The sequence below is a fragment of the Candidatus Solirubrobacter pratensis genome (assembly GCF_000425945.1).
In the GTDB taxonomy this organism is placed as follows: Bacteria; Actinomycetota; Thermoleophilia; order Solirubrobacterales; family Solirubrobacteraceae; genus Solirubrobacter; species Solirubrobacter pratensis.
This window is the reverse complement of record NZ_AUEK01000007.1, coordinates 349,869-374,382: the sequence shown is the minus strand read 5'-3', so window position 1 is coordinate 374,382 and position 24,514 is coordinate 349,869. Positions and strand designations below refer to the sequence as shown.

Sequence of the window (24,514 nt, the reverse complement as noted above, 5' to 3'; positions counted from 1 at the left end):
GATGCCCTGGATGACCTCCAGGGCAATCGGCGGTTGCAGAGTCCGGCCGGTCAGGAGTTCATCGAGCGACTCCGCAGGCATCACAACGAGCGGACCGACCCGCTCATGCCGTGGCTCGCGCGCGAGTTCCGCAAGGGACGGGTGCGCACTCGGACGCCGCTGGAGGTGCAGTTCGAGTCGCACCCGATTGGGCGAGCCATGCCCGACGAACTCAAGGACGCGCTGCGCCAGCACGAGCGCTACCACGTGGGAGCGCTGCCCGAGCCTCCGATCTTCCACGGCGCAGACCTTGCAAGCCTCTACAACGGGCTCACGCGCGAACACCCCGACCAGCTTCAGTACCAACAGCAACAAAGCCCGCAGCATCACTCGTGGCACCACCTGAGTCCGAACACGCTGAACCACTGGGCCGACTGGTATCACCAGCCCGATCGTCGGAGAGTGCCGCTTGAGCAGTTGAAGGTCCATGACCTGCCGGAGGAGGTGGCCACCTACGAGCGGGAGAAGGCCAGGCGCCAGAAGGAAGAGGCGATCGAGGAAGGTCGCCATGGCGGCGAGGTCGTCCACTCCTGGCCGGACGGCTGGACGCTGCGTAAGCTCCCGACGGGTACGCCGCTTGACTTCGAGGCGTGGCACATGCGCGGTGACCCCACGCCGGGGAATCCCGAGGGTACACCGATCTGCGTGAACTGGCCGCAGTACCAGGACGCCGTGGGGCGTGACGAGACGATGATCTACTCGCTGCGGGATCCCCAGAGCAAGCCGCATGTCACGATGGAGATGCGGCCGACGCAGTACGTCAACAACACGGGCGGCTTCCACACGCCGACCGAGTACCGCGACATGCTCCGCGAGGAGGACCCCGCCATCGAGCGCTGGGGGGTCCGTTCCTCGCCCGAGCAGGCGAGGATCGAGCAGATTCAGGGTAAGGGCAACTCGGTGCCCAAGCCCGAGTACCAGGCGCGGATGAAGGACTGGTTCCAGACGTTCCCCGAGGCGACGCGCCCGAACTGGGAGCGCGAGACGCGCCCGATGGACCACATCCGCGACATCATGCCCACCGCCGAAGAGGGCGACGACGAGGACGACGGCGACTACGAGGACCCGGACCACGGTGGTTACGGTGTCCACGGCGACTACGGTCTCGTGGAGCCGCCGCGCCCGATCGACTACCGCTCCACGATCGAGTCGCTGCTGCGCCCGCGCAGTTACCACGACCGCAACAACTACACCACCTCGCCCCACGACGACGATGAGGTCACGGCGCTCTATCGCGAGGCGCTGCGCCGAGGCGAGCTTCCCCAGTTGGCCGAAGCCGTCGAGGGTTACGGGGAGTACGCCGACCACGAGCTAGACAAGCAGGGATGGCGCGAGAATCTTCCGTCGTGGCCGGGTGAGTCCTGGGACGAGGATCCCGAGCGCCTGCGTGACCTCTACGAGTCGGCGCACGGGCGGCCGGTCGAGTACGACCACGAGACGCCCGAGGAGCAGGAGGAGGCGCTGCGGGACTACTGGAAGAACTTGAGCGACGAGTATGAGTGGGCCGAGGGCGAGATGTACCACGAGCACAACCCTTCGCGGCTCGCGAGCGCGCTCTACCAGACGATCTCTCCGCACCACGCCGGACCCGAGGGCTACACCAACGAGCTACACGGTGAGCTAGAGGGCTTTCAGCCCGCGTGGGGTCACATGGGGCCGCCGGGCCTTGACCGCTACCCGGCGGGCACCGAGTACGCGTTGCGCCATATCCACCCGCACCGTGAGCCGGAGTTGACCAAGGGCCGGATCGTCAGCACCGAACCGTGGACCACGACCAGCGGGCACCCCCCGAGCGTCATCCCGCACTTCGTCAAGCTCCCCGAGCCGCCGCCGGAGCCGGGGCAGGGCACGTTCGCCAAGATCGCGCGCACGTTTGATCCCGACCGCTATCTGTGGGCGTTCTCGCCGCAGACGGCGCAGGTGCACCTCGCGCACGAGTGGGACGGGCACCCCGCGCACGTGACGACGCACGAAGACCTCGGCCGCCGGATCGGAGAACCCGATCTGCACCACGGCTACGCGTACCCGATCGGCGGCGGCTACCGGCTGTTCAACCACGACCTGGAGCCGGTCGGGGACCCGTTTATCAGCCGTAAGGTCGTGCAGGCGCTGGCCAAGGAGTTCGGGCACGGGGGGTAGTCGCATGACCACTCTCGGGTGGTCATCCGACCCTACTTAGAGTTTCAGTCTTGCAAACTCGATTTGAGTTTGCCAGCCTGAAACTATGCACTCGACGCCAGATTGGTACTCGGCGCAGGACGCCGAGTGGCACGCGGGCCTAGTCCGCATCAAGCGCCTGCGCGACGACGTGGAGCTTCCCACCTGGGGCACATCGCGCTCGGCGGGCTTTGATCTCCGCGTGCCCGACGACGTGACGATCGCCAACCTCGCCACCGAGGTCGTCGGGCTCGGGCTCGTGATCGCCACGCCGCCCGAGCACATGCTGCTCGTCGCCCCGCGCTCCTCGACGTTTGTCAAGTGGGGCGTCAAGCTCGCCAACACGGTCGGCGTCGTAGATGAAGACTACTCCGGCGACGAGGACGAGCTTCGGCTGCTGCTGCATAACCCGAGCGCCAAGCGCTGGGCGACGATCCCGGCCGGGACGCGAGTCGCGCAGGGCATCTTCGTGCCGATCTCGCGCGAGGTCACGTGGAGGGAAGTGGACGCCATGGGCGCCTCGCGCGGCGGTCTCGGCTCTACCGGCACCAACTAGCCGTGGACCTGTACCTCTCGCCGGGGATGCTGCGGTATCGCCCCGAGGTGACCTCTCACATCCGGCAGATCAAGGATGTCGCGGTCAGGCTCGATCGCGACATCCGCCTGAGAGGTCTCCGGGTAGAGGTCACGCGTAACCCCCATTTCGACCGCTACTCGGGCTGGGCCGTCCCGGAGGTCCACAGTCGCTCGCGCCAGGGTTACATCACCCACGCGCACCCTGACGGCCTCATCACCCTCCGCATCGGGGACGAGTGCGGGGACGAGGACATCATCCGCCTCACGGCCCATGAGCTTCGGCACATCGGGCAGTTTCACCGTGGTCGCAAGCGCTACGGCGTGATGACGACCGCACCGCTTGACCATTGGGAGTCCGAGCGTGACGCCGAGGGCTTCGAAGATCGCGTACTGGAGAGAATGTGAAGACCAGCAAATCAGGCGACATCCTCGCGGGTGCCTTGGCCACCCTCGCCGTTGTCGTGGGCATCGCGCTCATCGTCGGGCTATTGCTCGGCGGACTCACGGGGATCAAGGCGTGGAGCCGCTCACAAAAGCGCGCGGACGCCAACAACCGCGTGAAGGTCACGACGATCAACATCCGTACCGCCCAGCAGCAGGCCCGCGTGATCGCCGCCCAGGACGCCACGGTGCAGGCGCAGGCCGACCAGCGCTTCATCGCCGCCACCGGCATCCGCAAGGCCCAGGATGAGATCAGCAAGACGCTGAACCCGCTCTACGTGCAGTGGGAGGCGATCCAGGCGCAGATGAAGATGGCCAACTCGCCGTCGCACTCGCAGGTGTACATCCCGGTCGGCGCCAACGGCGTCCCGCTCGTGCAGACGGTCGGCAGCACGGTCGGAACGGACAAGTAGTGCTGTCTGGCCTCACCCCCGAGGAGTGCGTCGAGAAGGTACGCATCGCCGTCGATGCGCTCGTCTCGATGGCCCTCTGTGACGATTGCGCCGTCACGCTCGTTTCCCGTCAATACGGCGTACCTCGCGACGAGGTAGAACGGATTTGGCATGACCAAAGATGACCTTCGTATCCTGCTCTTCCTCGCGGCCATGTTCGCGAACCTCGGCGCGGCGGCCGTGCTGTTCATCCAGGGCCATGAGGTACGGGGCGACCTCGCCATCATCGTCGCGATGCTCTTCGTCGTGATCTACGACCTCGACCGTCTGCACCGCCGATTGGATCGCCGCCTCCGACGCAAGTAGGCGAGAGAGCCCCGCGAAAGCGGGGCTCTTCCTTTGGGTAAAGATAGATGTGGACTGAGAACACAGGCTTCGACGTGACCGCGACGTTCATGGGCGTCACGACACCGATTGACTCCCTCTACGGCGCGATCCACTCCCGAGGATGGGAGGTCACGAAGGTCAAGCCCACGAGCGGCGGCTATGAGGCCGAGGCCAAGAACCCCGTCAACGGGCAGAAGGTCAAGAAGGTCGGGGCCACGCCGGAGACCGCCGTCGCGGCCGTGCTGATGGCCGTCACGCGGCTGGACTTCATCCGCACGCGCCAGAGCGCGTGGAGCAAGACGTGGACCGACCAGCTAGCCGAGGTCGCGCAGGCGTACGCCAAGGCGCCGATCTATGACCCCAAGGCCGTCTCCGCGTGGCAGGAGCTAGCCCACGACTCCAAGCGGCGCGTCGAGACGCTGGCCGACCAGCTTCAGATCGAGATCGTAGACAACCCGACGCCCTACGACGGCCCCGACGACCTCTTCAAGGACATCAAGAAGGGGCACCTGTTCGTCTCGCGCTCAAACGCCATCCATCCCGTCTGGTCACCCGAGCAGGTGGTCGACTTCCGGATCGTCCACCAGGTGCTGGGGCACGCCGCAGCGGGCTCGGACTTCGGCTGGCACGGCGAGAACCAGGCGTGCGCGCAGCACCTGCCGCTCCTCTCCCCCACGGCCCAGAAGGCGCTGTTCACGGAGTGCATCGGGCGGACCGCGTTTGTCACCTATCAGCCCGGCGTGCCGAGCGATCAGAAGATCGCCTTCCTCGATGACGTGTTCTCTGAGGAGGCGCAGGCCGAGGGCAACGGGCCGGGGCACGACGGCGTGCACCCGTCGCAGGCGCTCGCGCCGGTCGAGCTACCGCAGGCCAAGACCGCCGCCGTGCTTGACCCTAATGCGGGGTGGGAGTCCGGCTACGCGCCCGTCGAGCGCGGAGACGTGCCCGAGAGCGGCGCGGCCTACACCGACTGGGGTGACCCGCTCGGGTGGGACCGCGCGAACGCCGATGGCGTGACCGCAAAGGACATGGTGCACCGCCTGAACTCCGGCTGGGAGCACATCACGCGCCCGGACGGCACGCCGAACCGCGAGATGATGAAGAAGGCGATCGTCAACGCGTTCGCCGTCGTCCTGCTCTCACCGCAGAAGAACCTCAAGTGGAACGCGATCCACTACCAGCACCTGGCCGACACGGCGCACCTCACCGATGACCCCCACGAGTACCACCGCGTGCTGGAGCAGAACCGCGTGGCGTGGAACGCCGCCCGCAAGATCCCCGTCAACGCGCACAAGGTCTACTACGAGGCCGAGCGTGACTACGCGCGCTATCTCCAGACCAAGCACCCCGAGTGGAACCACGATCAGTGCCTCGCGCGCGCCGAGCAGTTCGTGCGGATCCTGCTCGAAGACGAGAAGCGCAAGGTCGCCGCCGAGCTTGCCGCCAAGGAAGCCAACGTCCCCGACGAGAAGAAGACGACGATCTCGCAGATCGAGATCAAGGCGGGGCAGAAGGTCAAGCAGCACCTCGAAGCGATCATCAACCCGAGCTTCGATCCGGCGACGGACTACGGCACGCAAGAGGCGTTCCGCTTCGGGGCCAAGCAGGTACATCCGCCGGGCCAGGTGTCGCTCCAGTCCGAGGACGTCGACCCGACCGTGACGGATCTCTTCAACGGCGACGTGAACCCCGAGGACATGGGCGCGTACTCCGCGTGGCTGGGTGACCACCTCAAGGCACTGGCCGCGATCTCCAAGCGCTCTGACGAGCTTCTCGACGCCGCCCTGCGCGACATCCACGACCACGACGCCGCCGGTCATCACTTCCGCGCCGCCGTGCTGAACATGGGTCTCTACGGCGTCGGGCCGAAGGTCTGCTCGTTCGCGTGGCTTCTGCTCCAGCCCATGCGCTCGCAGCTAGCCACGATCGACTCCCACATCATGGACGTGCTCGGCTACGAGCCGGAAGAGATGAACAACCGCGACTACTTCCGCATGGAGCGCGAGCTTCAGGCGCGTCGCGATGCTTCAGGCTACTCGCACGTCCCGCTCGGTGGCCTCCAGTGGGCGATGTGGGACTACAAGCGCAGCGGCCCCGACTCCCACCAGGACCACTCCGCGCTGCGCGTCCTGAACCCGCTCGACCACAACCTGATCGACTGGAACGCGAGGGCCAACGCCCCGAAGGGCAAGAAGTGGAAGACGAGCGCGCCGCCGTGGTGGAAGGCGACCGACCCGGCCGCCGAGGAGGTCGCGCAGCACTTCAACGACACGCTCGGGCTCTCGCACCCGCGCCACGAGTATCCCTTCCGCGAGACGCCGATCTACGCGCCCGTGACGGCCGCCTCCGAGCCCCACGACGAGCTACACATCGCGTGGGGTGTACCCGCGAACATCCGCAACCAGATCGCCAACTGGCTCGTGACGATGGAGTGGCCCGAGGGCACCGAGTTCGAGGACCCCGACGACTACCACATCACCGCGCTCTACGCCACGCGCGGCTGGAGTGACCCCGAGGTCCATGCCTGGGCCAAGGCGTACAAGACGACCGGCGTGCCGTTCGAGGCCGTCGATGTCCGCGAGTTCGGTGACGGCGACGAGAAGGCAATCGTCATCTACCTGAAGTCTCCGCAGGCCAAGGAACAGGCCGAGCGCCTGATGGACCTCGCGGATGACAAGGGGCTCGAAGTCTCGCGCCACGACGGGTACAAGGCCCATGTCACCGTCGCGTATGGCCCGGGGAAGCCGAAGGGCGCTCACATCGACCTGAAGTTCAGGGGTAGTGACCTCCTCGTATCCAAGCCACGCCCGCGTCGTGATGAAGACGGGGACAACCTAGAGGCGTTCGCTCGCGTGGCCGCGCTTGGCGATCCGGCGCCCGCGTTCTCGCACGAGGACGGCACGGATGACGTAGGCGCCCCGGGCATGACGATCATGCAGCTTCTCCGTGAGTACTACCCGCTCACGACGGAGGAGCTATGGGCCTTGCCGGGCCTCTCGGTGAGCAAGACTAGGTAAGTCTCTCCTTCCCTCTGTGTAAGGGGGGAGAGACTATGGCCAACAATCTTACGAACTTCACCGAGACCGAGCTACTCAAGTGGCTCCTGAATCTCACCCCGGCCTACACGCCGGGCGCCACCAAGCTCGCGCTCTACACCGTTACTCCGGGTGAGGCAGGCGGCGGCACCGAGGTAAGCGGCGGCTCATACGTCCGCCAGAGCATCACCTGGGGAGCCGTGACGAGCGGCACCGTATCGAACTCGGCAGACATCACCTTCCCGAGCGCGACGGCCGACTGGGGCACGATCACCGGCATCGGTATCTGGGACAACGGCGGCACGAACATGCTGTGGTACGGCCCGCTCACCGCTGCCAAGACCATCGCCACAGGAGAAATCTTCAAGGTGCTGTCCGCGAACCTCACTGTCTCTCTCGACTAAGCACTGAGGTAATCCACGATGAGCTACGTAGGCACAAGGACCGCACTCGGCAGCAATGCCACATACACGTCTCCGGCGATGATGAGCAACCGCGACGACACCGTTGTCGGTGCGGTGCTGGCCGACCAGGCGGGCACCCTGAACATCGAGCAGGGCTATCCCGACGATGCCACCGGCCTCGTCTCGACCTGGACTGCCATTGCCACCGTAGCCGTCGTCGCGAGCACCCCGACACCGTTCTCGCAGGCGCTCGTCGCCCCGAAGTGGCGACTGCGCTACGTCAACGGCGCGAGCGCGCAGGGCACGTTCCGCGTGGACGCGAAGACCACCGCAGCGGGTGACTCCTGATGGCCGCCCTCGGCCTGCTCGCGCCGCTCGCTGAGGCGGTGGGTATCGGCGGTGGCGCAGCGGCAGCCGGTGAAGCCGGAACAGCCGCTGGACTGGGCGCAGGGCTGCTCCGGCGTGCCGTGCCGAGCCTCATGGGCTCAGCGCTCGGCAACGGCCTCACGGGCGGTGGAGGTGGCGGCAACGCCGGTCCCGAGTCCGGCGCCGTGCCCGAGGAGCGTCCGTTTGAGGCCATTGCCTCACGCACGTCGAACCTCGGCTGCGAGGACTGCGGTCACAGCTTCTATTACCCCGGACAGAACACGCCGCTGCTCGTGGAGGGCGGTTGCCCCGAGTGCGGCGGCAACGTGCGTCCGGAGCCCGACCAGCCCTCCCCCACGCACGGCGACGGTGGCCTGCGCGACATGGCGGGTCCGGGCTACGAGTCCGACCAGGGCGGTAACCCGCTCCAGGAAGGCGTCATCGGGCAGACGGACGGCGGCTTCGCTCCGCGCATGAAGCGCGACGAGAGCTTCGCGTCGGTCAAGCAGCAGTTCAGTGCCACGAGTAACCAGGACGTGCAGATGCCCTGGGACTTCGAGGTGGAAGAGGTCGCTCCCCCGGGCATCCCCAACGAGGAAGCTGAGGAGATCATGGACGGCACCAAGCGTGCCGCCCTAGACGAAGACGACGACAAGGGCACGGACACATCCGACGATCGCCCGCCGACCGGCGAGGGCGAGGACGATGATGCCGACCCCAAGCAGAAGGACGACGGGGACAACAAGGACTTCCAGAAGGATGTCTCCGTAGACGAGGGCGGCGGCGGCTCGATCACGGGCCAGGAACCGGGCGCGCACGACCTCGAACTCTCCGTCAACCCGGATGCGATGACGCCGGGCCTCCAGTCGCTTCAGATGATGCTCCCGCTCGTGGTGCACTACGCCGAGTCTCCGGAGGCCGGTAGCGAGCACCCGATCATTCAGGCGCTGGCCGACCTCCTCACCTCTGAAGGTCACATGGACGCCCCGCACGACCACGGTGCGGCGGCCGAACTCATCCAGCACCACCGCAAGTCGTCGTGGCTGCCGTGGGGAGGTCTCAGCGGTCCGGCGCCTGGCGCCCCGCAGCAAGTCCCGCAGCCGCAGGGCTCCAACCCGTTCAGCCCGACCAATTGCGCGATGTGCGGCGGTACCGTCGAGCCCGGCAAGGCATGCGCGCAGTGCGGGTATGCCGACGCCGGTCAGGGCCAGGTGATGGCAGGCACACAGGGTCCGCATAACCCCGAGCAGATCGCCGCCGTCCAGCAGCTACTGATTGACCAGGGCCGCGTAGACGAGGTCCCGAACGTCCTCCTCGCGCCCGAGCAGTACGCCGACGAGATGGGCGAGGTCGCCAACCGGGTCGACACGCCCCCGCAGGACATCACACGGCAGCCGCAGCCGACGCAGGAGGACGCACCTCCCGGCGACACGATGCCGGTGCCGGGGATGTCGATCCCGCAGGGCCAGGGCGCCGCAGGAGTGATGGCGGGCTACGCGACCTCGAACATCGGCTTCGGCCAGTGCCAGAACTGCATGGGTCCGCTTCAGCAGGACGGCTCGTGCGCCGGTTGCGAGCGCTCTCCGGCGGCGGGCGCAGCCGTCCCGGCCCCGGGCTATCCGGCGGCCGGAGCGCCGCAGGGCAACCAGAACGCCGCTACGCCCATGAACCCGGCGATGCAGCAGTTCGCCCCGGCCAACGTCTCGCGTCCCCCCAGCGTGGCTTCCTGGCGGGTCACAGGCCACGGAGACGACGGCGCCCAGGAGGGCGTTGACGCCGCCGACCAGGAGCACCAGCGCGACGTCTCTGAGGAGCAGGATTCCTCGCACCAGTGGCAGACGGAGGACGGTACGCCCGTCCAGGACGGCCAGCAGTACGAGCTACACACGCCGGGCGTCGAGATTCCCGACATCGTGACCGTCCAGCGGATCCTGCCGGACTCGATCGAGCTTGCCTTCACGGGTGAGTTCCAGATGGGCTTCACGAAGAACATCTCCCGCGAGGAGTGGGACACGATGGGCTACACGCTCACCGACCCGCGCGCGGACACGGCCGCACAGCCCGAGCTTGACTCGCAGGGACCTGTAGGACGACCCGAGGATGAACCTGCGACCGGCGTGCAGAACGGCGGCATGTCGAACATGGACCCGGGTCACAACTTCAACCTCATGGCTCGCCACCACGCTGCCGAAGGCGACGGTTACGAGTCCGAGTGGGGCGGTCCGGGTGAGTCGTACAACGACAAGACCCAAAAGCCCGGGACCAAGCCGATCTATGTCGAGGTGCCGTACCGCAACGCCTTCACAGGTCAGAACGACGTGTACCGAGGGCCGGTCATGGCCATCAACAAGTACCAGAAGCGCGGTCAGATGGTGCACGAACTCGTCATCAACCCGATGACAGTCATGCAGATGCGCGAGGGCGACTACAAGGTAATCCCTACCGACGACCTACATGGCACGCCCGAGGTAGGCCCAGACCAGCCGGAGCACTTCTCCTCCATCCCGACCGTTGACGCCGAGACCGGTCAGCCGTTGTCACGCGAGCGTCAGGCGGCCGTGCAGCACCTCCTCACACGCGCTGCCGTAGACCCGGCGCCGGGTGAAGAGGTGCCCGAGGCAGACCTTCGTACCGCCGGGGCTCACTTCCCGCCGTCAGCCCAGCGAGAGCTAATTGACGAGGAAGGCGCCGCCCGTAATGCGGACAAGCTGGACCTGTCCAACACCCACTATGAGTCTCGCGCTCCCCTCAAGACGGTTGTCGATGCCGACAGCTTCCTGTGGTGAGGCTCTATTCACCTGACACCCCTACGAGGTAAGAAACGACATGGAGTACACATCTAAGACAGTCGTGTGCAGGAAGCCGGGCATCTCTCAGGAAGAGGCTCTCGCTGGACTGTACGACGCATATGGTGACGTTCGCGTAGCGTCGATCAAGCGCAAGGGTGACGCCTGGGTCGCACAGATCCAGCGGCGCGTTGCTGAGTTCCCGCCGCCGAAGGAGGAAGCTCCCGACGCTCCGGAGGACGCAGGCGATGGTCCCGGCGGTCCCCCGAGCGGACCCGAAGGTGACGCTCCTTCCGACGATGCACCCGAAGGCGACCCGACCGATGGTCCCCCGTCGCTACCGGGCGACGACAAGGGCGGCGACGACAAGGGTAAGGGCGACGCGGCCGAGCACCAGATTCTTCACCTGCTGCACGAGATCGCTCAGGCGCTCGGCGTTGGCGGCGGTATGGACATGCTCGCGCCCGGCGATGAGCCTGCCCCCGCTCCCCCTCCGGGTCCCGACATGGGCGCAGGCGCAGACGCACCGCCGCTGAAGAAGCCGACCAAGCTCAAGCCTGGGGAGGTTCTACCCACACAGACGCCGATTGGGGCTCCGGCATTCAGCAGCGTGCAGAAGACCGCCACGATCACGGTCGAGTCCGCTCGCCTGAACCCGCAGTACATGTCTCCCTCCCAGGCCGAGGCAGACCTGAACCGCCAGTTCGCGTCGCATGGTTACACGGTCAAGCAGCTTCGGTTTGACAACCAGAGCAGCACCTACAAGGCACTCCTCTCTCTCCACTAATGCCCCAGACAGCCGAGAAGGTTGTCGAGGTCGAGTTGAACCGGCTTCGAGGGAGGCTCTGCGGGCTCATTGAGTCGTGGGGTCTCCCCGAAGTGCAGGAGCGCGGTATGAAGTCCACGCTGAAGTATCTCACCTACGACAGCGAGAAGACCATCCGCGAGGCTATTAGTAACCCCGGGTCGGACGAGTAACTTTCGACATGGCCTTCACTAAGTTCGCATCATTCGAGTGCTCCCAGGTACTAGACCTGAAGGGGTCCAAGGAGCGCGTGAAGACGGCCTCTCTCTCCAAGCTCGCAGACTTCGAGGACTTCCGCACCGAAGACGGGTACCTCTACGCCCGCATCCGCGCCATCTCCTCGCGCGTCAATAAGAACCACGACGGCTGGCCCTCGGTCGAGCTTGCCGGTGGCGAGGACGTGTTCCGCAAGCACCAGTCTTCCGAGGGCCGGGGCTTCACAGTGGAGGCCAGCAAGGGCGCCGAGTACGGGTTCTCCACCTTCCTCGGCAAGCCGATCTTCGTAGACCATCACAACTCTGATCCGTCACGTGCACGTGGCGTCATCGTAGACGCCAAGCTCCATGTCGAGGATCACCGCACGGCGGCAGAGCATGACCCCTACTACGCATCGGCGCCGGATAACCACATGCCGCCGACGTGGATCGAGCTTCTCCTAGAGGTTGATGCCAAGTCCTTCCCCAAGCTCGCGCAGGCGATCATCGAAGGCTCGAACGACCCCGCGAAGGGCATCGACGGCTTCTCGATGGGCTGTGACGTAGAGCGCTCGGTCTGCAACATCTGCAAGAACAGCGCCACGTCACCCCAGGACTTCTGCGCGCACATTCGCATGAAGGGTGCTCTCCACAACTACAAGGACGAGCACGGTAACCGTAAGACGGCCAAGTCTTATGAAGACTGTTTCGGCATCAAGTTCTTCGAGATCAGCGCGGTGTTTGACCCGGCTGACGAGACGGCACTGCTACGCGAGGTACGCGCGAGCGTGCACCACGAGGCAAACAGCGTTCCGCTGCCGTGCCCGGACTGCTCCACACGCGGTGCAGGACCCACCGCGTGCGACACCTGCGGAGGAATCGGTCACGTCGGCCAGCTACCGATCACGCGTGGCATCCCCGCCGGAGACGACGGCACATTCACTCAGCCCTCGCTGGTCCCCTTCAACATGGGACAGGACCACGCCCACGAGGTGATGAACGCCGGATTCCCGAACGGGGTGGCTCCGGACCGGCGCTATCAGGGCTCAACCCGCACCGCAGACAACCCGCCCCCGCAGGATGACCTCCTCCGGGCGCCGGAGCAGATCAACACGCTGCGCCAGGTCAAGACATGCGACGTGTGCGGATCCGACATGGAGGACGGCGTCTGCACCCTGTGCGGTCACGTCGAGCCGCCGGAGCACTTCAACAACCCCGATCTTCAGAAGGCGCGGGAGATGGACCAGGCGCCGATCGACGCAGGGCCGGACGGCAGTCCGGAGCGCCGAGTCGATGACCCCGCGCTCGACCCGGCGTTGCTCCGAAACGTGCCGCAGCCTGAAAAGCCCATGCCGCTGTCCTCTGTAAAGGGTGACATGCAGTGGACGGTCGTAAGCACACCCCGAATTGCAGGACGCATCAACTCGATTGAGCGTCCGGTCACCCCTGGCAGCGCGCCCTCGACTAACGAGCCGAGGGAGAACGTCATCAAGGACGAGCACGCGCCTGTCACATCAAAGGTCCGCACCGCTGGCGACATGCTCGCCTCGGTCGGGCGCGACAAGGAACAGAACATGGACAAGGTAGCAGACAGCGCCACTACCGTCTCCGCGCCCGACGTGCGCACTGACACCACGGGTGTCGGCGGTGTGATGGAGGCAACCAACGAGGAAGCATCCAAGGCCGACGCGCAGGTAGCGGTAGACGCCAAGGGTGGAACCGGCGTGGAGGATGTGTCGGCCGACAAGACCGATCACGTCGACCACGGCGACGAACACTCCAAGAACATCCAGGGTACGCCCACCGACACGTGGAGCGGCACCGATGGTAATGGTGTGACCAAGCAGGAGAGCCCGGTCGGCGGCGACGTTTTCCCCTCCTCTGATGAGGGTGTGAAGAAGTCACACGACTCCGGCGCGTTCCCGGCCGATGACAACGGTCTGTCCGGCGGCAAGGCAGTACAGGGCGTCAAGCCGGTAGCCGAGCAGTTCGGTGACCGCGTCAACGTCCTGGAGCCGACGACCTCTCCGTCCAACAACTCCGGCCCGACCACGCAGTGGACCGGCACGGACGGTAACGGTGTCACCAAGCAGCAGGACCCCGTCACCAACGTAGTAGCCACCCCGTTCACCTCCAAGGTGGTCAACGCGCTCAAGCTCGTTGACCTGGAGATCGAGTCGGGCCTTCTCGCTAAGGCGCAGAAGTTCGCCCGCCTCACGGAGCTAGGTGAGTTCAGCGACGAGCGCGTAGCGGCAGAGCTTGCATACGCGGAGCGCGTACGGACTGCGGGCCTTGCGAAGGCAGCCCCGTCCGTAGTCAAGCAGGCAAAGAAGCTGCCGGTCCTCGGCCGCCCCTCTGAGCCGCGTGTGGCAAGCACACACACAGATGACTCCGACCCCTTGAAGGGAACTCTCTTCGGCTTCTAAGTCGGAGTCACCTTACTTTCGCCATTACCCCTTCTCTCAAGGGGTGACGGTAGAGCGCCAATACGGCGCATCCGTAACTCACGAAACAGGAAATCACTTCAGATGATTCGCGCCCTCAAGCTGAGCAACAAGTACCAGAAGCGCACGCTTCGCGCGCTCTACGGTCAGACACAGGCTTACCCCTTCGCGGGTAACCTAGACGACACCTTCCGCGCTGCGGATGGTTCCCTCGTCCTCCCGGTGGCATCAGGTTCTGCCAACCCGGCACGTACCTCTGCTGCGTTCACCATCCCGAACAAGAACACTCTTCCGGCTGGCCTCGTCATGGTCAAGGCACCGGGCCAGGGTGACCGCTTCAAGGTTGCCGTAGGTAACGACGCCCTCTCGGGTGAGCGTCCCTTCGGCCTTCTGGCCAACATGGTCGGCGGCGAGATTGACGAGCTTGGTGACGAGAACATGATCGGCGTGTGGCGTGGCCCGGACTCCGTGTTCGAGCTACTCGCTCCGGCGTTCGACCCGGCCATCGCAACGGCGGCTGCGTCCAACGTCAACGCTGGCGCTCCGCTCGCGCTCTACGCGGGCGCTGACGGACGTCTCACCTCCACGGCTCCGGTCTCCACGACCAACGTGACCATCGTCGCGCACCTGGTCGAGGCCGTAGGTACCTCCCGCATCGTCGTGGACCTCCGCGTCTGATCTCTCGACCACCTAAGCAACTAGAAACGGTAACTAACCAAATGGAACTTCGTGCAAAGAACTGCACTTCTTCCACGGACTACGTGGAGAAGCTGTCGTCGCTTCCCAAGCTGACGAAGGCTGAGAAGCAGCAGCGCCTCGCCACCATCCTCTCCGATGGTGCGAACGCGATGCAGCGAATCGGCCAGGGCATGATCGGACCGATTCAGATTCGTCTCCGCTACGAGGGTATTGTCCGTAACGTCCTCGTTGAGGATACGTTGGAGCGCGGCCCCCTCATGCCGTATGACGTGCTGGATGACCTCGGTGTCGCCTACTTCCTGAACCAGACTGACTCCGAGATCCGGGTCACTCCGTTCGAGGGTAAGCAGGTATACCCGCAGCTATTCCGCATCGCCACCTTCCCGCGCGTCCGCAAGGAAGACCTCTACTACCTGCGTGTCAACGCAGTGGAGTACGCACAGGACGAGTCCCGCCAGGCCATCCAGAAGCAGGAGGACGCACGCCTGATCCTCCTCCTGGAGAAGGCGATCTCCGACCTCGGCACCGCTCGCGGCACCACCGTTGGTCAGTCCACCACCATCGGTGCAGTACAGACCGGCGGTCTCGCGATCGACAACGCTGCTGGCCCGGCAGGTAACCCGAACGAGCAGACGGTAATCATCGGTGCCTCCAACCCGCTGGAGCCCGCTGACTTCTACAACTCCGTAACCCAGATCGAGATCAACCAGCTAGAGGCGAAGCGTGTCCTCGCCCACCCGGCTGACATCCGTGACCTCTACACCTGGGACATCAACGTCACGGGCTTCAAGTTCAAGGATGAAGTGTTCGCGGGCGGGAAGATCACCAAGTTCGGTGAGTTCCAGATTCAGAAGTCCATCATCATCCCGCAGGGTGAGCTATTCCTCACGGCCGAGCCGGAGTTCGTCGGTGTCATGCCGATCATGTACTCCCTCGACGTGGAGGAGAACCACCAGGTAGAGCAGTTCTACAAGGGCTGGGTCATGGACGAGATGATCGGCCAGATGATCCTCAACGCACGCGGTCTCTCCCGCATCGTGAAGGCCAACTCCACGGCTGCCCCGACGCAGACCGTCGCAGCCACCGGCCGCAACCGCCTGGACATCAGCGGCCTCCGCTAAGCCCCGGGTACATCGCCACTACGACGAAAGGCCCGGCTCTTGCCGGGCCTTTGTCGTTCCAGGGGTCACCTACCTACGCGAGTTCGTAGACCCGCGTCCCCATCTTCCGCGACCACGTGCGACCGGGCCGGAGACCGACGAAGCTGTGCACGAGCCGTGCACGGTTTGTCGCGACCAGCCGCTGCTCCTCCATCGGGATGCGGTAGATGACGCGAATCCGACGCGGGTTGCGCTCCAGTGAGGCAAAGAGGCGCGCGAGCGCCTTGTCGAACACCTCGCCGCGAAACGGGTTGTGCATGAACACTACGGTCACGTCGTCCGGGACATCCCACTCAGTGACATCGGCGGCCACGACCTCGATCGCACCGCAGCGGCGGCGCGAGCGGTCCACCTGAAGGTTCGCCCGCGCGACGTCGCACAGGTCGGGTGAGATGTCCACGCCGACGACGCGCGCGAAGTCGCGCCGAGCGGCCGTGACGAGCACCCGTCCCTTGCCGCATCCGTAGTCGAGCAGTACGTCGCCCGGCTGTGGGCGACAGACGCGGAAGGTACGCAGCAGGTCAATCCAGCCTGTCGGCTCGTAGCGCACGCGCTCCGGGTGAGCCAGGCCGACGTTCTTGAGATCCATCTCGCGCGACGTATCGAGACCTGTCGCCCGGTCGAGTATGACGACGCCAAGCGTCCGCCGACCGGCGAGGTACGCTCGACGCGCACGGTAGCGCACGTATGCCCGATCCATTACCGGGTCCTTCCTGTTGAGGATCTACGGCTACGACGAACGAAGGCCCACCATTTGGCGGGCCTTCGTCGTTCCCTCCCCTGCTCCTCACACGCGGAGGAGCGTACCAGCTAGTTGCAGTCGGTGATCGTGCCCGAGCCCGAGAACGCGCCGTCGTAGTACGCGTCGCGCCAGTGATGGCCGCAGGCGGAATAGTCGAACTCGTACGACATCGTTGCCGGGTCGGCATCGGGGGCCAGGCCGAACGCCGCCGTCAGGAACGCACTCCAACTGCCCGACTCGGGCAGTGTCGCATCGGGGTTGTAGTCGAAGCCGGTCATGTCGCTCGTGACCTTCTTCGTCCACACGCCGTTCCAGGTGCCGGTGGTGGCGCTGGTGAACGTGTCGTCACAGCCGGAGCCGGGGTTCTTGGCGCCGACGTTGGCCGTGAACGTTCCCTTGGTGTCGTAGCGGGTCACCAGGTAGCCGGTGCCGTCATCCAGCGGCTTGACCGCGTAGAAGCGATCGGAGGCGGTCTTGGCCCATGTCTCCTGGCCGTTGGCGTCCGCACAGGCGTGGTCGTCCTGGTCGCTCAGGTGCACGGGGCCGACAACGCCGACGCCCGGACCGGCGGGACCCTGCGCGCCAGTTGCCCCGGCAGCACCAGCGTCGCCCTTGTCGCCCTTGGGACCGGGCGCGCCCGTGTCGCCCTTCGCCGCAGCGGTGCCGGGGAGGCCCTGCGGACCCTGGGCTCCGGTGTCGCCCTTCGCGCCGGTCGCGCCCGGGAGGCCGGTGGCACCCGTGGCCCCCGTCGCGCCGGACTTGCCCGTGAGCGACTTGATCGACGCCGTTGACAGGTCGGCGGTCGTCAGCGAGCGGTTCTTGATGTCGGCTCCGGTCAGGGAGCCGTTCTTCACGTCCTTGCCCGTGATCGCGCTGGCGGCGACGGCCGAGCCCGAGCCCGCCAGCACTACTGCGATGATGCCGAGGATCCATCCCGGCTTGAGGTACTTCTTCACGTAAACCCTCCCTGGGGTCGTCCTTGAACTTTCGCTACGACACTATCAGCGCCACTGGAGCGAAGTCAACTACTTCGAATTGACTCTCCCTAATGGCCCGGTGCCTTAGTCACTCCGCCCGCGTAGGCAAGTCGGACATCCGTCCATACGACACCAGAACGACAAGACCCCGGCCGGAGCCGGGGTCTGTCGCCAGGAAAATGGGCGTCGTTGAGCCAAAACGAACCCACCCGGGCGCATACCGGTTCTTGGGCGAACCGGGTCTCTAGTCAGGAGACGGCGGCAGTCTAGCCGTGAGTGCTCAGGACTGCAAGAGCGCTAGCAGTTGACCCACGGCTGGCCTCCGCGCTGCGCGTAGAGGAGCGCTGCGCGGTAGTCCTGCTCTTCGGGCGGGGCGTCAAGGGGGCTACCCGTACCCCCGACGCTACGCCATGTCCGTAGGTCGAACTGGTACTTGCCGAAGTGGGTGCCGTTCGAGGCGCGGTAGTCACCGCCGCTCTCCGGTCCCCAGGTGCACCAAGGGAGGTTGGCCTTGTATGAGGCCGTCCACACGCCACCTGGCGCGAGGCGAGGCTGCGCAGCGCGGCGGGTGAGCATGGGTACCCCAGTGGGGCGAGTGAACTTGCGAAGCTGGCGTAGGCTCCTGCGAAGCTCGTGACACCGTGCCTGCCGTACGTGGTAACTGTGGTCGTGTCCTCGGTAGCGGACACCGAGCTTGCGGATGTTGCGTCCCGGCACGTGGTGACCGAACCGGCGTGCCACGCGGTGGTAGGCGGTTGAGTAGTGTGCCTCAAGGGGCTTGGAGCACTCGGAGCTAACCGTGGCGTGAGGTGTGGTGGGCGCGGCAGCACTGAATGCGATGGCTCCCGCGACTACAAGTGAACTAGGCATAACGTCCTCGGCCATATCTCCCGCGTCTCGCTTCCCCAGCGCGCGGGCCGTGGCCGGTGGACCCTCCTTGGGTCGATTGTGGATGGGACCGCGAATGTTCTCGCAGCATTGTGGTGATGATCGCGGGCGTAAAGGACAGCAGCATGTCGGTCGTCCGCATGGACGGCCTCAGTCGAGTGTCCATATCGTCAAGGAGAATCAATCCCCAATGGCACGTAGCACGCAGAAGTACCTTCGCAACCTCTACGCCTCCCCCGCGAGCCTAAGGCTCCAGTCAGGGCGGCGCATCGAGTTCCCTCCGCGTGGCATGCGCGGTGACCTTCAGCCCATCACGAGCGATGAGGCGAAGGACCCGGCCATCCTCCTGAACATCGGCCTCCTGGTAGAGCTTGTCTCCCAGGGTGAGGCCATCAAGGTGTTCGAGAAGCAGGCCACGAACCAGCAGGCTGTCCACCCTGCACTAGACCTAATCGGCCAGGAGTCGGTGGAGATGGAGGTGCTGATCGAGGATCAGGGCGTCGTAGTCGCTCAGACCGAAGACGGCAACGTCGTCATCAAGCCGGGCCGCGACGGCGGTATCCAGCGCACGCTACCCAAGTCGGTCGGACCGAACGTGTCCAGCAACTTCACGGGCTCCGACAACGAGATGGCCACCCTGATGGCCTCAGACGATGCCGCGAAGAGCGGCACCGACCTCACGTCCATCCTGGGCATCCAGCAGGACTAAGGCCGTACCAACACGACCAAGGAGACACATGTCTGAGCAGATTCTCTCTGACAACGAGCTACGCCTGATGACCAAGGCCGATGCTCACTCCCACCTGATCGAGTCGGCAGCGCGCAACCACGCGGTGATCGCGAGTGCCGCCGACCTCGAAGGCTTCGAAGAGCTATGGCCCTTCGTGGAGGAGCGCCGCGCGAAGATCGCGGCTGTAGAGGGCACTCCACTGAACCTGTCGGAGGGACTATCGCGTGGGGCCGACCCCCTGCACGAGAACGCCACCGGACTCTTCCCTCGCGAGGAGCCGGAGACAGCCTCTGAGGAGCCCGCTGAGGCCCCTCAGGAGCCCGAGGCGGCCGACCCCGAGCCTGTACCGGCTAAGCCCGCCTCCAAGCCGCAGCAGCGCCGCAAGCCTGCGGCTAAGAAGTCCGCATGACAGAGAGGCCCGGTTCTCACCGGGCCTCCTGCTTTGTGAGCTTCGCATGACGCTGAAGCGATGCCGGGGCTCAGCGTCTATCTGAACTCGTGTGACTCCAATAGACCTCCCTCGGATAGGGAAAAGGCAGCCGACTAACGCGACGGCATGATAGACCCCTCTCGCGGGCCTGTAAAGACCGAATGACCGGTGTAGCCAAGTACGTCATCATGATCCCCCGGGTGCCACATGCGCCGAGCCTGGCGCAGGACGCCCAGCACGCGCTGGTCAACGGCGACCAGCCCCTCCACCATGCCTTCCTGGATCCGGGCAAATGGGCGCATTGGCCCGGAGAAGAGCCGCAGCTACACGATCTCGTGGTGGCCTATGCCGACGAGACGCCCGTGATGGACTCGCACGTCAAGCAGCTAGCACGCACGATTGGTAAGCACGGCAATCTCGCGGCGGTCTTCGCCCTCAAGGAAGGGAACGGGCGCGTGACGCCCTGGAAGATCCACAACACCTAGGCCCGGTACTGCGTGAGATTCGTCACACCCGTGACGGCGGTGACGACGGATGCGAACTCGGCGCCGGTCAACGTCACGCGAGTGTTCACCTCTTCTGCGATGGCGCGGAGATAGCCCTCCCCCACGTTCGCGAGCGCGGCGCGCACGTCTGCCAGCGCGTCATCTAGTAGTTCGCGGATGTCCAAGTCCGAGCAGCGCTTGGAGTCGTCGGACACGTTCGAGAAGACGCCTCCACCCCCGCTCGCGCGATAGTCCCCCGCTTGGCCGGAGTGGAACAGCCCCGTGCGCCGACCCGAGTACAGCGAGTCCACGAGTCGCGCGGCCATCTGGTTTGCCTGCGCTACGTCTCCACGTGCTCCGAGCAGCGTCGGGTGCCCGGTGACCTCTTCGGCCGCGAGCGACCCCAGCGACACGCGGATGTGGTCCTCCATCTCCTCCACGGTGGCAATGTGATCCTCCACCTCGGCGGTCATCACGCGACCAAGCGACTTCTTGCCCGGCTGCACCGTGATGAGCCGCATGGGCACCCCGAAGATGCACGCAGCGAGGGCGTGACCGACTTCGTGGATTGCGACCCGCAGGCGGGCGTCGTCGTTGAGGTTCAGGAACGAGACCGGCGGTCCGACGAGACGTGTGATGAACACGCTGATGAGATCGGCCTGCGTCAGGAAGGGAGCCACGGCCGCGTTCTCTGCCTGGAGCGCCCGGTGCACGGCGAAGGTCCACGCCTCGACGCACGCCTCCTCGATGTCGGCTGCCGTGGCGTTCTGATCGAAGAAGAATGAGAGCGTCTCCGTGTCGATCGCGTCGCGCGTGTTGTACCCGGCGAGGTAGTGCTCCAGGATCAGCCGCTTGCCCCGGCGATCGGGAGCATGGAACTCGATCTGGAGCCCCATCCTCCCCGGGCGCTTCAAGGCGGCGTCGATGCCGTAGATGTAGTTGGTGCAGCCGACGAGGAGAAGGCCCTCGTTCTTGCCGTGGATGCCGTCAAGCTCGGCCGTTAGCTGGGAGACGGTCGCCACCTGCTCGGGGCTCGCGGCGCCGCGCTCGACGGCGGCGTTCTCGAACTCGTCCCAGAACAGGATGACCGGCTGCTCGGTCGCGGCGTAGTGCGCCCGTGCAGCATTGAACAACTCCCGGATGTCGGTGTCCGTGTAGAGCGCTCCGGCATGTGGCCAGTCGCGTACGTTGATGAAGTGCGCCCCGGACGCGGTGGCGATGTAGCGGCACACAGAGGTCTTGCCGGTGCCCGGCAAGCCTTCCAGGATGATTCCCGGCTCGATCCGCGCGCCGTGCACTAGGTAGTCCTTGGCGTTGGCCAGCCAATGCACCACCCGGTCGACGCGCTCCAGGACGTTGTCGATGCCGACGATCTCGTCACGGCTCGTAGGACGGAACTCCGAGCCGTCCTCGAATAGCTCCCGTCGAGCCGCGTTGATGTCCGTCCACGGCTTCTCTCGCACGTCGGGCTTGGCGTTTCCCCTCGCCTTGCGCCGCTGCTCGTACGTGTCGATGGGTGGTGCGTTCAGTTCAGGCATGAGACTCCTGGGCGCGCCGCCGCGCGATGACCTCGGAAGCGCGGTGGACCCGGTAGACGTAGGTTTCCTCGTCGGGCTTGCCCCACTCTTCATCGGCCACCATGGCGACGACCTCAGGGTCACGCGCGTCCGGCCAGTGTGCGCGGACCGTCTCTGCCTCGTTCAGGCGCTTGAACTCGGCCACGGCCTCGGCTGAGGAGAACGCGTTGACCGAGGTGAGCTTGCCCGAGTTGGTGTCGATCACTCCGTAGCCATGGCTCGTCGCTAGCCAGCCGACGCTACCGGCGCTGTTGATCTCCTCGAAACGGACGGGGACGTACCTCAAGGGTGGCTCCTTCGTGGGGGTAAGGGATGACATGTCTCTGGGATTCGATCGCGAAGTAGTCCTCGTCAATTCGGGCGACAGCGCCGAGCTACACACGACGCTGTACGACGCCGAAGACACCCCGATGAACCCGGACGACCTCCTGTCCGTGGATTTCACGATCCAGGACCCCGAAGGTCAGGTTCATCACGCAGAAGGCATCCTGGATGACGACGGCGCCGGGACGCTGATCTACAACGCAACATCCCTAATCGGCCAGTACAAGGTCGCCGCAACATTCACCCTGGCGAACGGAGCCAAGCGCTCCACCCGCCAGGACTTCCGCGTCATCAACCCCTTCGATCCGCCCGCTCCCTCATACGCAGAGGTAGTCGGCACGTATGTCTGGAAGAAGCTTGAGGACTGCTTCGACGCTGAAGACGAGGGTCCCTACCTCAGGGACATGACCCTCAACTACTTCAACGAAGCGAAGATGACGAGCTTCATCGGGGAGGGGCTCTTCGAGTTGAACGAGTCCCCGCCTGTCCGCACGCAGCTAACAGTGGACTACTTCTTCGCCGGTCCCGGTGACCCGACCGCCGACCTTCCCCTCCTGGCCGAGTGCGTCTTCCTCCCGGTGGTGCGTCACCTCATGCGCTCCTACGTCGAACAGGCAGCACCGCAGGGGATGAACGCTCCCTACCAGGACCGTCGTGACTACCTCCAGCGCTGGGGCACGATCTACCAGCTAGAGAAGGACACCTACCAGCGTAACGCCGCGATGTTCAAGCGTCGCTTCGTCGGCTTCGGTCACTCCGCGATGCTCGTGGATACGAAGGCCGGTCGTCTCCTCCCCGCACCTCTCCGCGTCCGGACCGTAGGACGCGGTTACTACTGATGCCCATTTCTGACTTCCTCAAGACCGCTCTCGTCAACCACGTTACGGGAGCCACAACTTATACCCCGCCGACGACCCTCTACGCCGGACTCTTCTCCTCCATGCCCGCCGCCAACGGTGGCGGCACGGAGCTTACGATCGCGACCGCAGGCAAGTACACGCGGTTCGCCCTGGCGTGGGCCGGAATGGGCTCACCCCGCTCCCTCTCCGGCAACGTCTATTTCCCGTCGCTAGGGACCGGTTCGGATACCGCTCCAAGCCCATGGCCCACGGTGGTGGCCGTAGGCATCTTTGACGCGCTATCGAGCGGTCACATGCTGGCGTGGGAGCCGCTGACGACACCCCGACGCCTCAACACCGGGGACTTCCTCCAGTTCACATCCTTCAACGTCAGCTTCGCCATCGCCTGATGCCGCAGCTTAGCTTCGATGGGATCGCACCCACGGCGACGACGATCGCAGAGGTACACGCAGTCATCTCGCGCCACGCCGCCGAGATCGCCAACCGTGATCCGCGCCTCCTTGGGCTCGTGGAACACGCGAGCAACGTCTGGCGCGAAGCGTCGGTCAAGTCCGAGGTAGTCCCGGGGCGCGGGCTCTGCGTCGAGTACGACGCCGCCCTCCTCTACGGCAACAACCGCAAATGGCGCCAGGCCATGCGTCAGATCGGCCACGACGCGATGCGTCAGGCGGTCGTGGAGAAGGACTACCTCCTCGTCGGCCTCATCGTCGGAGAGGCACGCAACGGACGCAACTACTTCTCCAACTACGCAGCTAACCGTGAGGAACCCGCCTCCGGCCAGATCCAGATGGATCTCTTCCCCAACGAACCTAACGGTCAGACCTCACTCGACATCTGATGTCACTCCTGCCCCGCTACCTGCCTGAGAAGACGGTCAAGTACAAGACCTTCCTCAAGTCCTCCGTCCAGGATGGACTCGCACGCGTCTTCGCCAACCACCCGGATGACGCCCTCCGCACGACGCCCGTCGCGCGGCAGGACGGAACGCACGGGACTGAGGGCGTGAAGGTGACGCTGGAGTGGCCGCGAGACAAGGACCGTTACCCCTGCGTCGTCGTGCGCTTCTTCGAGCGCGACATCCAGAGCGTCGGCGTTGGTCACCAGGAAATGATCTTCGTAGAGGACGACGACCTCATCCCGATGCGCATGCTCCACAACATCTTCACGGGTGACCTGGAGTTCGCAATCTATGCGCTCTCGAACCTCGACCGTGACCTCATGTCGGACACAGTGGTCCAGACCCTCACCATGGGAACGATCTCGGACTACACCAACAACTTCTTCAACGCCGTGTACGCCGACCAAGACAACGTGCCGGACGCGAGGTGGCACTTCATCGACGTCTCTAAGAAGGTCTCCGGGTTCGGGGAGACACAGGCGCCCGTCCCGTGGCAGTCCGAGGACGAGCAGTTGTACATCGTCCAGTACCGCGCGCCTGTAACTGGAGAGTTCTACTCCGTGCCGCCCGAGAACCGCTCGGGTGACTACGTCCGTCGCGTCCCGATCTACCCGTGGATCGAGGACTTGGAAACCGAGCCGACTGGAGCGACCGATACCGGCGAGTGGGTCTGACCTTACTTTCCCGAGACGGCGCCTACACAACATACGAGGACTAA

The 24,514-nt window shown here is 65.2% G+C and carries 26 protein-coding genes; 21 read left to right on the top strand and 5 right to left on the bottom strand.

What is annotated here, in order from left to right; genetic code table 11:
* Positions 1-198 precede the first annotated feature (198 nt).
* From H958_RS0109145 to H958_RS36005, 14 genes are all read left to right on the top strand, one after another.
* A complete protein-coding gene (locus H958_RS0109145; RefSeq protein ID WP_156027846.1) occupies positions 199-2,178 on the top strand; it encodes a hypothetical protein in 1,980 nt (659 codons plus the stop codon).
* 85 nt (positions 2,179-2,263) lie between these two features.
* Positions 2,264-2,752, top strand: a complete 489-nt coding sequence (locus H958_RS36020; protein ID WP_051324005.1) for a dUTP diphosphatase — start codon at positions 2,264-2,266, stop codon at positions 2,750-2,752.
* A 2-nt stretch (positions 2,753-2,754) separates the two neighbouring features.
* Positions 2,755-3,177, top strand: a complete 423-nt coding sequence (locus tag H958_RS0109135) for a hypothetical protein (protein WP_028058441.1) — start codon at positions 2,755-2,757, stop codon at positions 3,175-3,177.
* Positions 3,174-3,626 carry a hypothetical protein gene (locus H958_RS36015; RefSeq protein ID WP_051324004.1) on the top strand — a complete coding sequence of 151 codons (453 nt, stop codon included), beginning with the start codon at positions 3,174-3,176 and terminating at the stop codon, positions 3,624-3,626. Before H958_RS0109135 ends, H958_RS36015 begins: the two co-directional genes overlap by 4 nt.
* Before the next feature lie 150 nt (positions 3,627-3,776).
* Positions 3,777-3,971 carry a hypothetical protein gene (locus H958_RS0109125; RefSeq protein ID WP_028058440.1) on the top strand — a complete coding sequence of 65 codons (195 nt, stop codon included), beginning with the start codon at positions 3,777-3,779 and terminating at the stop codon, positions 3,969-3,971.
* Positions 3,972-4,018: 47 nt separating this feature from the next.
* Positions 4,019-7,009 (top strand): 2'-5' RNA ligase family protein, encoded by a 2,991-nt coding sequence (locus tag H958_RS0109120; RefSeq protein WP_037409737.1) that lies wholly within the window; start codon positions 4,019-4,021, stop codon positions 7,007-7,009.
* Between the two features lie 35 nt (positions 7,010-7,044).
* The gene (locus tag H958_RS36010; RefSeq protein WP_051324003.1) at positions 7,045-7,431 is read left to right on the top strand and encodes a phage tail fiber protein; all 387 of its coding nucleotides are present in this window, start codon (positions 7,045-7,047) and stop codon (positions 7,429-7,431) included.
* 81 nt (positions 7,432-7,512) lie between these two features.
* Positions 7,513-7,779, top strand: coding sequence for a hypothetical protein (locus H958_RS0109110; RefSeq protein WP_037409736.1), 267 nt, complete (start codon positions 7,513-7,515; stop codon positions 7,777-7,779).
* Positions 7,779-10,583, top strand: a complete 2,805-nt coding sequence (locus tag H958_RS0109105) for a hypothetical protein (RefSeq protein ID WP_156027844.1) — start codon at positions 7,779-7,781, stop codon at positions 10,581-10,583. The genes H958_RS0109110 and H958_RS0109105 overlap by 1 nt, the downstream gene beginning before the upstream one ends.
* 40 nt (positions 10,584-10,623) lie before the next feature.
* Positions 10,624-11,370 carry a hypothetical protein gene (locus H958_RS0109100; RefSeq protein ID WP_028058436.1) on the top strand — a complete coding sequence of 249 codons (747 nt, stop codon included), beginning with the start codon at positions 10,624-10,626 and terminating at the stop codon, positions 11,368-11,370.
* The gene (locus tag H958_RS0109095) at positions 11,370-11,561 is read left to right on the top strand and encodes a hypothetical protein (protein WP_028058435.1); all 192 of its coding nucleotides are present in this window, start codon (positions 11,370-11,372) and stop codon (positions 11,559-11,561) included. Before H958_RS0109100 ends, H958_RS0109095 begins: the two co-directional genes overlap by 1 nt.
* A gap of 8 nt (positions 11,562-11,569) precedes the next feature.
* The gene (locus H958_RS0109090; protein WP_028058434.1) at positions 11,570-14,008 is read left to right on the top strand and encodes a hypothetical protein; all 2,439 of its coding nucleotides are present in this window, start codon (positions 11,570-11,572) and stop codon (positions 14,006-14,008) included.
* Positions 14,009-14,110: 102 nt separating this feature from the next.
* Positions 14,111-14,704 (top strand): hypothetical protein, encoded by a 594-nt coding sequence (locus H958_RS0109085; RefSeq protein WP_028058433.1) that lies wholly within the window; start codon positions 14,111-14,113, stop codon positions 14,702-14,704.
* Positions 14,705-14,787: 83 nt separating this feature from the next.
* A complete protein-coding gene (locus H958_RS36005; protein WP_081685727.1) occupies positions 14,788-15,846 on the top strand; it encodes an HK97-fold major capsid protein in 1,059 nt (352 codons plus the stop codon).
* A gap of 73 nt (positions 15,847-15,919) precedes the next feature.
* On the opposite strand, the gene H958_RS36000 is transcribed toward H958_RS36005, so the two are convergent.
* The 3 genes from H958_RS36000 to H958_RS49025 all read right to left on the bottom strand — a co-directional run bounded on the left by H958_RS36000 (position 15,920) and on the right by H958_RS49025 (position 18,180).
* A complete protein-coding gene (locus H958_RS36000; protein ID WP_081685726.1) occupies positions 15,920-16,585 on the bottom strand; it encodes a class I SAM-dependent methyltransferase in 666 nt (221 codons plus the stop codon).
* Between the two features lie 110 nt (positions 16,586-16,695).
* Positions 16,696-17,583, bottom strand: a complete 888-nt coding sequence (locus H958_RS0109070; protein WP_028058432.1) for a collagen-like triple helix repeat-containing protein — start codon at positions 17,581-17,583, stop codon at positions 16,696-16,698.
* Between the two features lie 318 nt (positions 17,584-17,901).
* On the bottom strand, positions 17,902-18,180 hold the full coding sequence (locus H958_RS49025; RefSeq protein WP_081685725.1) for a transglycosylase family protein: 279 nt from the start codon (positions 18,178-18,180) through the stop codon (positions 17,902-17,904).
* A 502-nt stretch (positions 18,181-18,682) separates the two neighbouring features.
* Between H958_RS49025 and H958_RS0109065 the strand changes: the two genes are divergently transcribed.
* The 3 genes from H958_RS0109065 to H958_RS0109055 all read left to right on the top strand — a co-directional run bounded on the left by H958_RS0109065 (position 18,683) and on the right by H958_RS0109055 (position 20,137).
* Positions 18,683-19,201, top strand: coding sequence for a hypothetical protein (locus tag H958_RS0109065; protein ID WP_028058431.1), 519 nt, complete (start codon positions 18,683-18,685; stop codon positions 19,199-19,201).
* A gap of 28 nt (positions 19,202-19,229) precedes the next feature.
* Complete coding sequence (locus H958_RS0109060) at positions 19,230-19,631, top strand: hypothetical protein (protein ID WP_028058430.1); 402 nt, start codon at positions 19,230-19,232, stop codon at positions 19,629-19,631.
* Positions 19,632-19,813: 182 nt separating this feature from the next.
* Positions 19,814-20,137: a hypothetical protein gene (locus H958_RS0109055; RefSeq protein WP_028058429.1), complete on the top strand. Its 324-nt coding sequence runs from the start codon at positions 19,814-19,816 to the stop codon at positions 20,135-20,137.
* Here the strand turns inward: H958_RS0109055 and H958_RS0109050 are convergent.
* Both H958_RS0109050 and H958_RS48155 read right to left on the bottom strand, forming a co-directional pair.
* Complete coding sequence (locus tag H958_RS0109050) at positions 20,134-21,675, bottom strand: AAA family ATPase (protein ID WP_028058428.1); 1,542 nt, start codon at positions 21,673-21,675, stop codon at positions 20,134-20,136. The genes H958_RS0109055 and H958_RS0109050 overlap by 4 nt on opposite strands.
* Positions 21,668-22,000, bottom strand: coding sequence for a hypothetical protein (locus H958_RS48155; RefSeq protein ID WP_231379199.1), 333 nt, complete (start codon positions 21,998-22,000; stop codon positions 21,668-21,670). Before H958_RS48155 ends, H958_RS0109050 begins: the two co-directional genes overlap by 8 nt.
* Positions 22,001-22,031: 31 nt before the next feature.
* Between H958_RS48155 and H958_RS0109040 the strand changes: the two genes are divergently transcribed.
* Genes H958_RS0109040 through H958_RS0109025 form a run of 4 tightly spaced genes read left to right on the top strand, consistent with a single transcriptional unit; the run spans position 22,032 to position 24,470 of the window.
* The gene (locus H958_RS0109040; RefSeq protein ID WP_156027840.1) at positions 22,032-22,877 is read left to right on the top strand and encodes a hypothetical protein; all 846 of its coding nucleotides are present in this window, start codon (positions 22,032-22,034) and stop codon (positions 22,875-22,877) included.
* The gene (locus tag H958_RS0109035; RefSeq protein WP_028058425.1) at positions 22,877-23,287 is read left to right on the top strand and encodes a phage tail fiber protein; all 411 of its coding nucleotides are present in this window, start codon (positions 22,877-22,879) and stop codon (positions 23,285-23,287) included. The genes H958_RS0109040 and H958_RS0109035 overlap by 1 nt, the downstream gene beginning before the upstream one ends.
* Positions 23,287-23,736 carry a hypothetical protein gene (locus H958_RS0109030; protein ID WP_028058424.1) on the top strand — a complete coding sequence of 150 codons (450 nt, stop codon included), beginning with the start codon at positions 23,287-23,289 and terminating at the stop codon, positions 23,734-23,736. The genes H958_RS0109035 and H958_RS0109030 overlap by 1 nt, the downstream gene beginning before the upstream one ends.
* Positions 23,736-24,470 carry a hypothetical protein gene (locus tag H958_RS0109025; RefSeq protein WP_028058423.1) on the top strand — a complete coding sequence of 245 codons (735 nt, stop codon included), beginning with the start codon at positions 23,736-23,738 and terminating at the stop codon, positions 24,468-24,470. Before H958_RS0109030 ends, H958_RS0109025 begins: the two co-directional genes overlap by 1 nt.
* Positions 24,471-24,514: the final 44 nt, after the last annotated feature.

What these genes read in the sequence shown, in the direction of transcription:
- H958_RS0109050 (WP_028058428.1), bottom strand. Translation starts at nt 21,675, where the DNA reads ATGCCTGAACTGAACGCACCACCCATCGACACGTACGAGCAGCGGCGC.
- H958_RS0109145 (WP_156027846.1), top strand. Translation starts at nt 199, where the DNA reads ATGCCCGACGAACTCAAGGACGCGCTGCGCCAGCACGAGCGCTACCAC.
- H958_RS0109105 (WP_156027844.1), top strand. Translation starts at nt 7,779, where the DNA reads ATGGCCGCCCTCGGCCTGCTCGCGCCGCTCGCTGAGGCGGTGGGTATC.
- H958_RS0109040 (WP_156027840.1), top strand. Translation starts at nt 22,032, where the DNA reads ATGTCTCTGGGATTCGATCGCGAAGTAGTCCTCGTCAATTCGGGCGAC.
- H958_RS0109095 (WP_028058435.1), top strand. Translation starts at nt 11,370, where the DNA reads ATGCCCCAGACAGCCGAGAAGGTTGTCGAGGTCGAGTTGAACCGGCTT.
- H958_RS36000 (WP_081685726.1), bottom strand. Translation starts at nt 16,585, where the DNA reads ATGGATCGGGCATACGTGCGCTACCGTGCGCGTCGAGCGTACCTCGCC.
- H958_RS0109055 (WP_028058429.1), top strand. Translation starts at nt 19,814, where the DNA reads ATGACCGGTGTAGCCAAGTACGTCATCATGATCCCCCGGGTGCCACAT.
- H958_RS36010 (WP_051324003.1), top strand. Translation starts at nt 7,045, where the DNA reads ATGGCCAACAATCTTACGAACTTCACCGAGACCGAGCTACTCAAGTGG.
- H958_RS0109100 (WP_028058436.1), top strand. Translation starts at nt 10,624, where the DNA reads ATGGAGTACACATCTAAGACAGTCGTGTGCAGGAAGCCGGGCATCTCT.
- H958_RS0109025 (WP_028058423.1), top strand. Translation starts at nt 23,736, where the DNA reads ATGTCACTCCTGCCCCGCTACCTGCCTGAGAAGACGGTCAAGTACAAG.
- H958_RS0109110 (WP_037409736.1), top strand. Translation starts at nt 7,513, where the DNA reads ATGAGCAACCGCGACGACACCGTTGTCGGTGCGGTGCTGGCCGACCAG.
- H958_RS0109090 (WP_028058434.1), top strand. Translation starts at nt 11,570, where the DNA reads ATGGCCTTCACTAAGTTCGCATCATTCGAGTGCTCCCAGGTACTAGAC.
- H958_RS49025 (WP_081685725.1), bottom strand. Translation starts at nt 18,180, where the DNA reads ATGCTCACCCGCCGCGCTGCGCAGCCTCGCCTCGCGCCAGGTGGCGTG.
- H958_RS36020 (WP_051324005.1), top strand. Translation starts at nt 2,264, where the DNA reads ATGCACTCGACGCCAGATTGGTACTCGGCGCAGGACGCCGAGTGGCAC.
- H958_RS0109065 (WP_028058431.1), top strand. Translation starts at nt 18,683, where the DNA reads ATGGCACGTAGCACGCAGAAGTACCTTCGCAACCTCTACGCCTCCCCC.
- H958_RS0109030 (WP_028058424.1), top strand. Translation starts at nt 23,287, where the DNA reads ATGCCGCAGCTTAGCTTCGATGGGATCGCACCCACGGCGACGACGATC.
- H958_RS0109035 (WP_028058425.1), top strand. Translation starts at nt 22,877, where the DNA reads ATGCCCATTTCTGACTTCCTCAAGACCGCTCTCGTCAACCACGTTACG.
- H958_RS0109120 (WP_037409737.1), top strand. Translation starts at nt 4,019, where the DNA reads ATGTGGACTGAGAACACAGGCTTCGACGTGACCGCGACGTTCATGGGC.
- H958_RS0109125 (WP_028058440.1), top strand. Translation starts at nt 3,777, where the DNA reads ATGACCAAAGATGACCTTCGTATCCTGCTCTTCCTCGCGGCCATGTTC.
- H958_RS0109085 (WP_028058433.1), top strand. Translation starts at nt 14,111, where the DNA reads ATGATTCGCGCCCTCAAGCTGAGCAACAAGTACCAGAAGCGCACGCTT.
- H958_RS0109060 (WP_028058430.1), top strand. Translation starts at nt 19,230, where the DNA reads ATGTCTGAGCAGATTCTCTCTGACAACGAGCTACGCCTGATGACCAAG.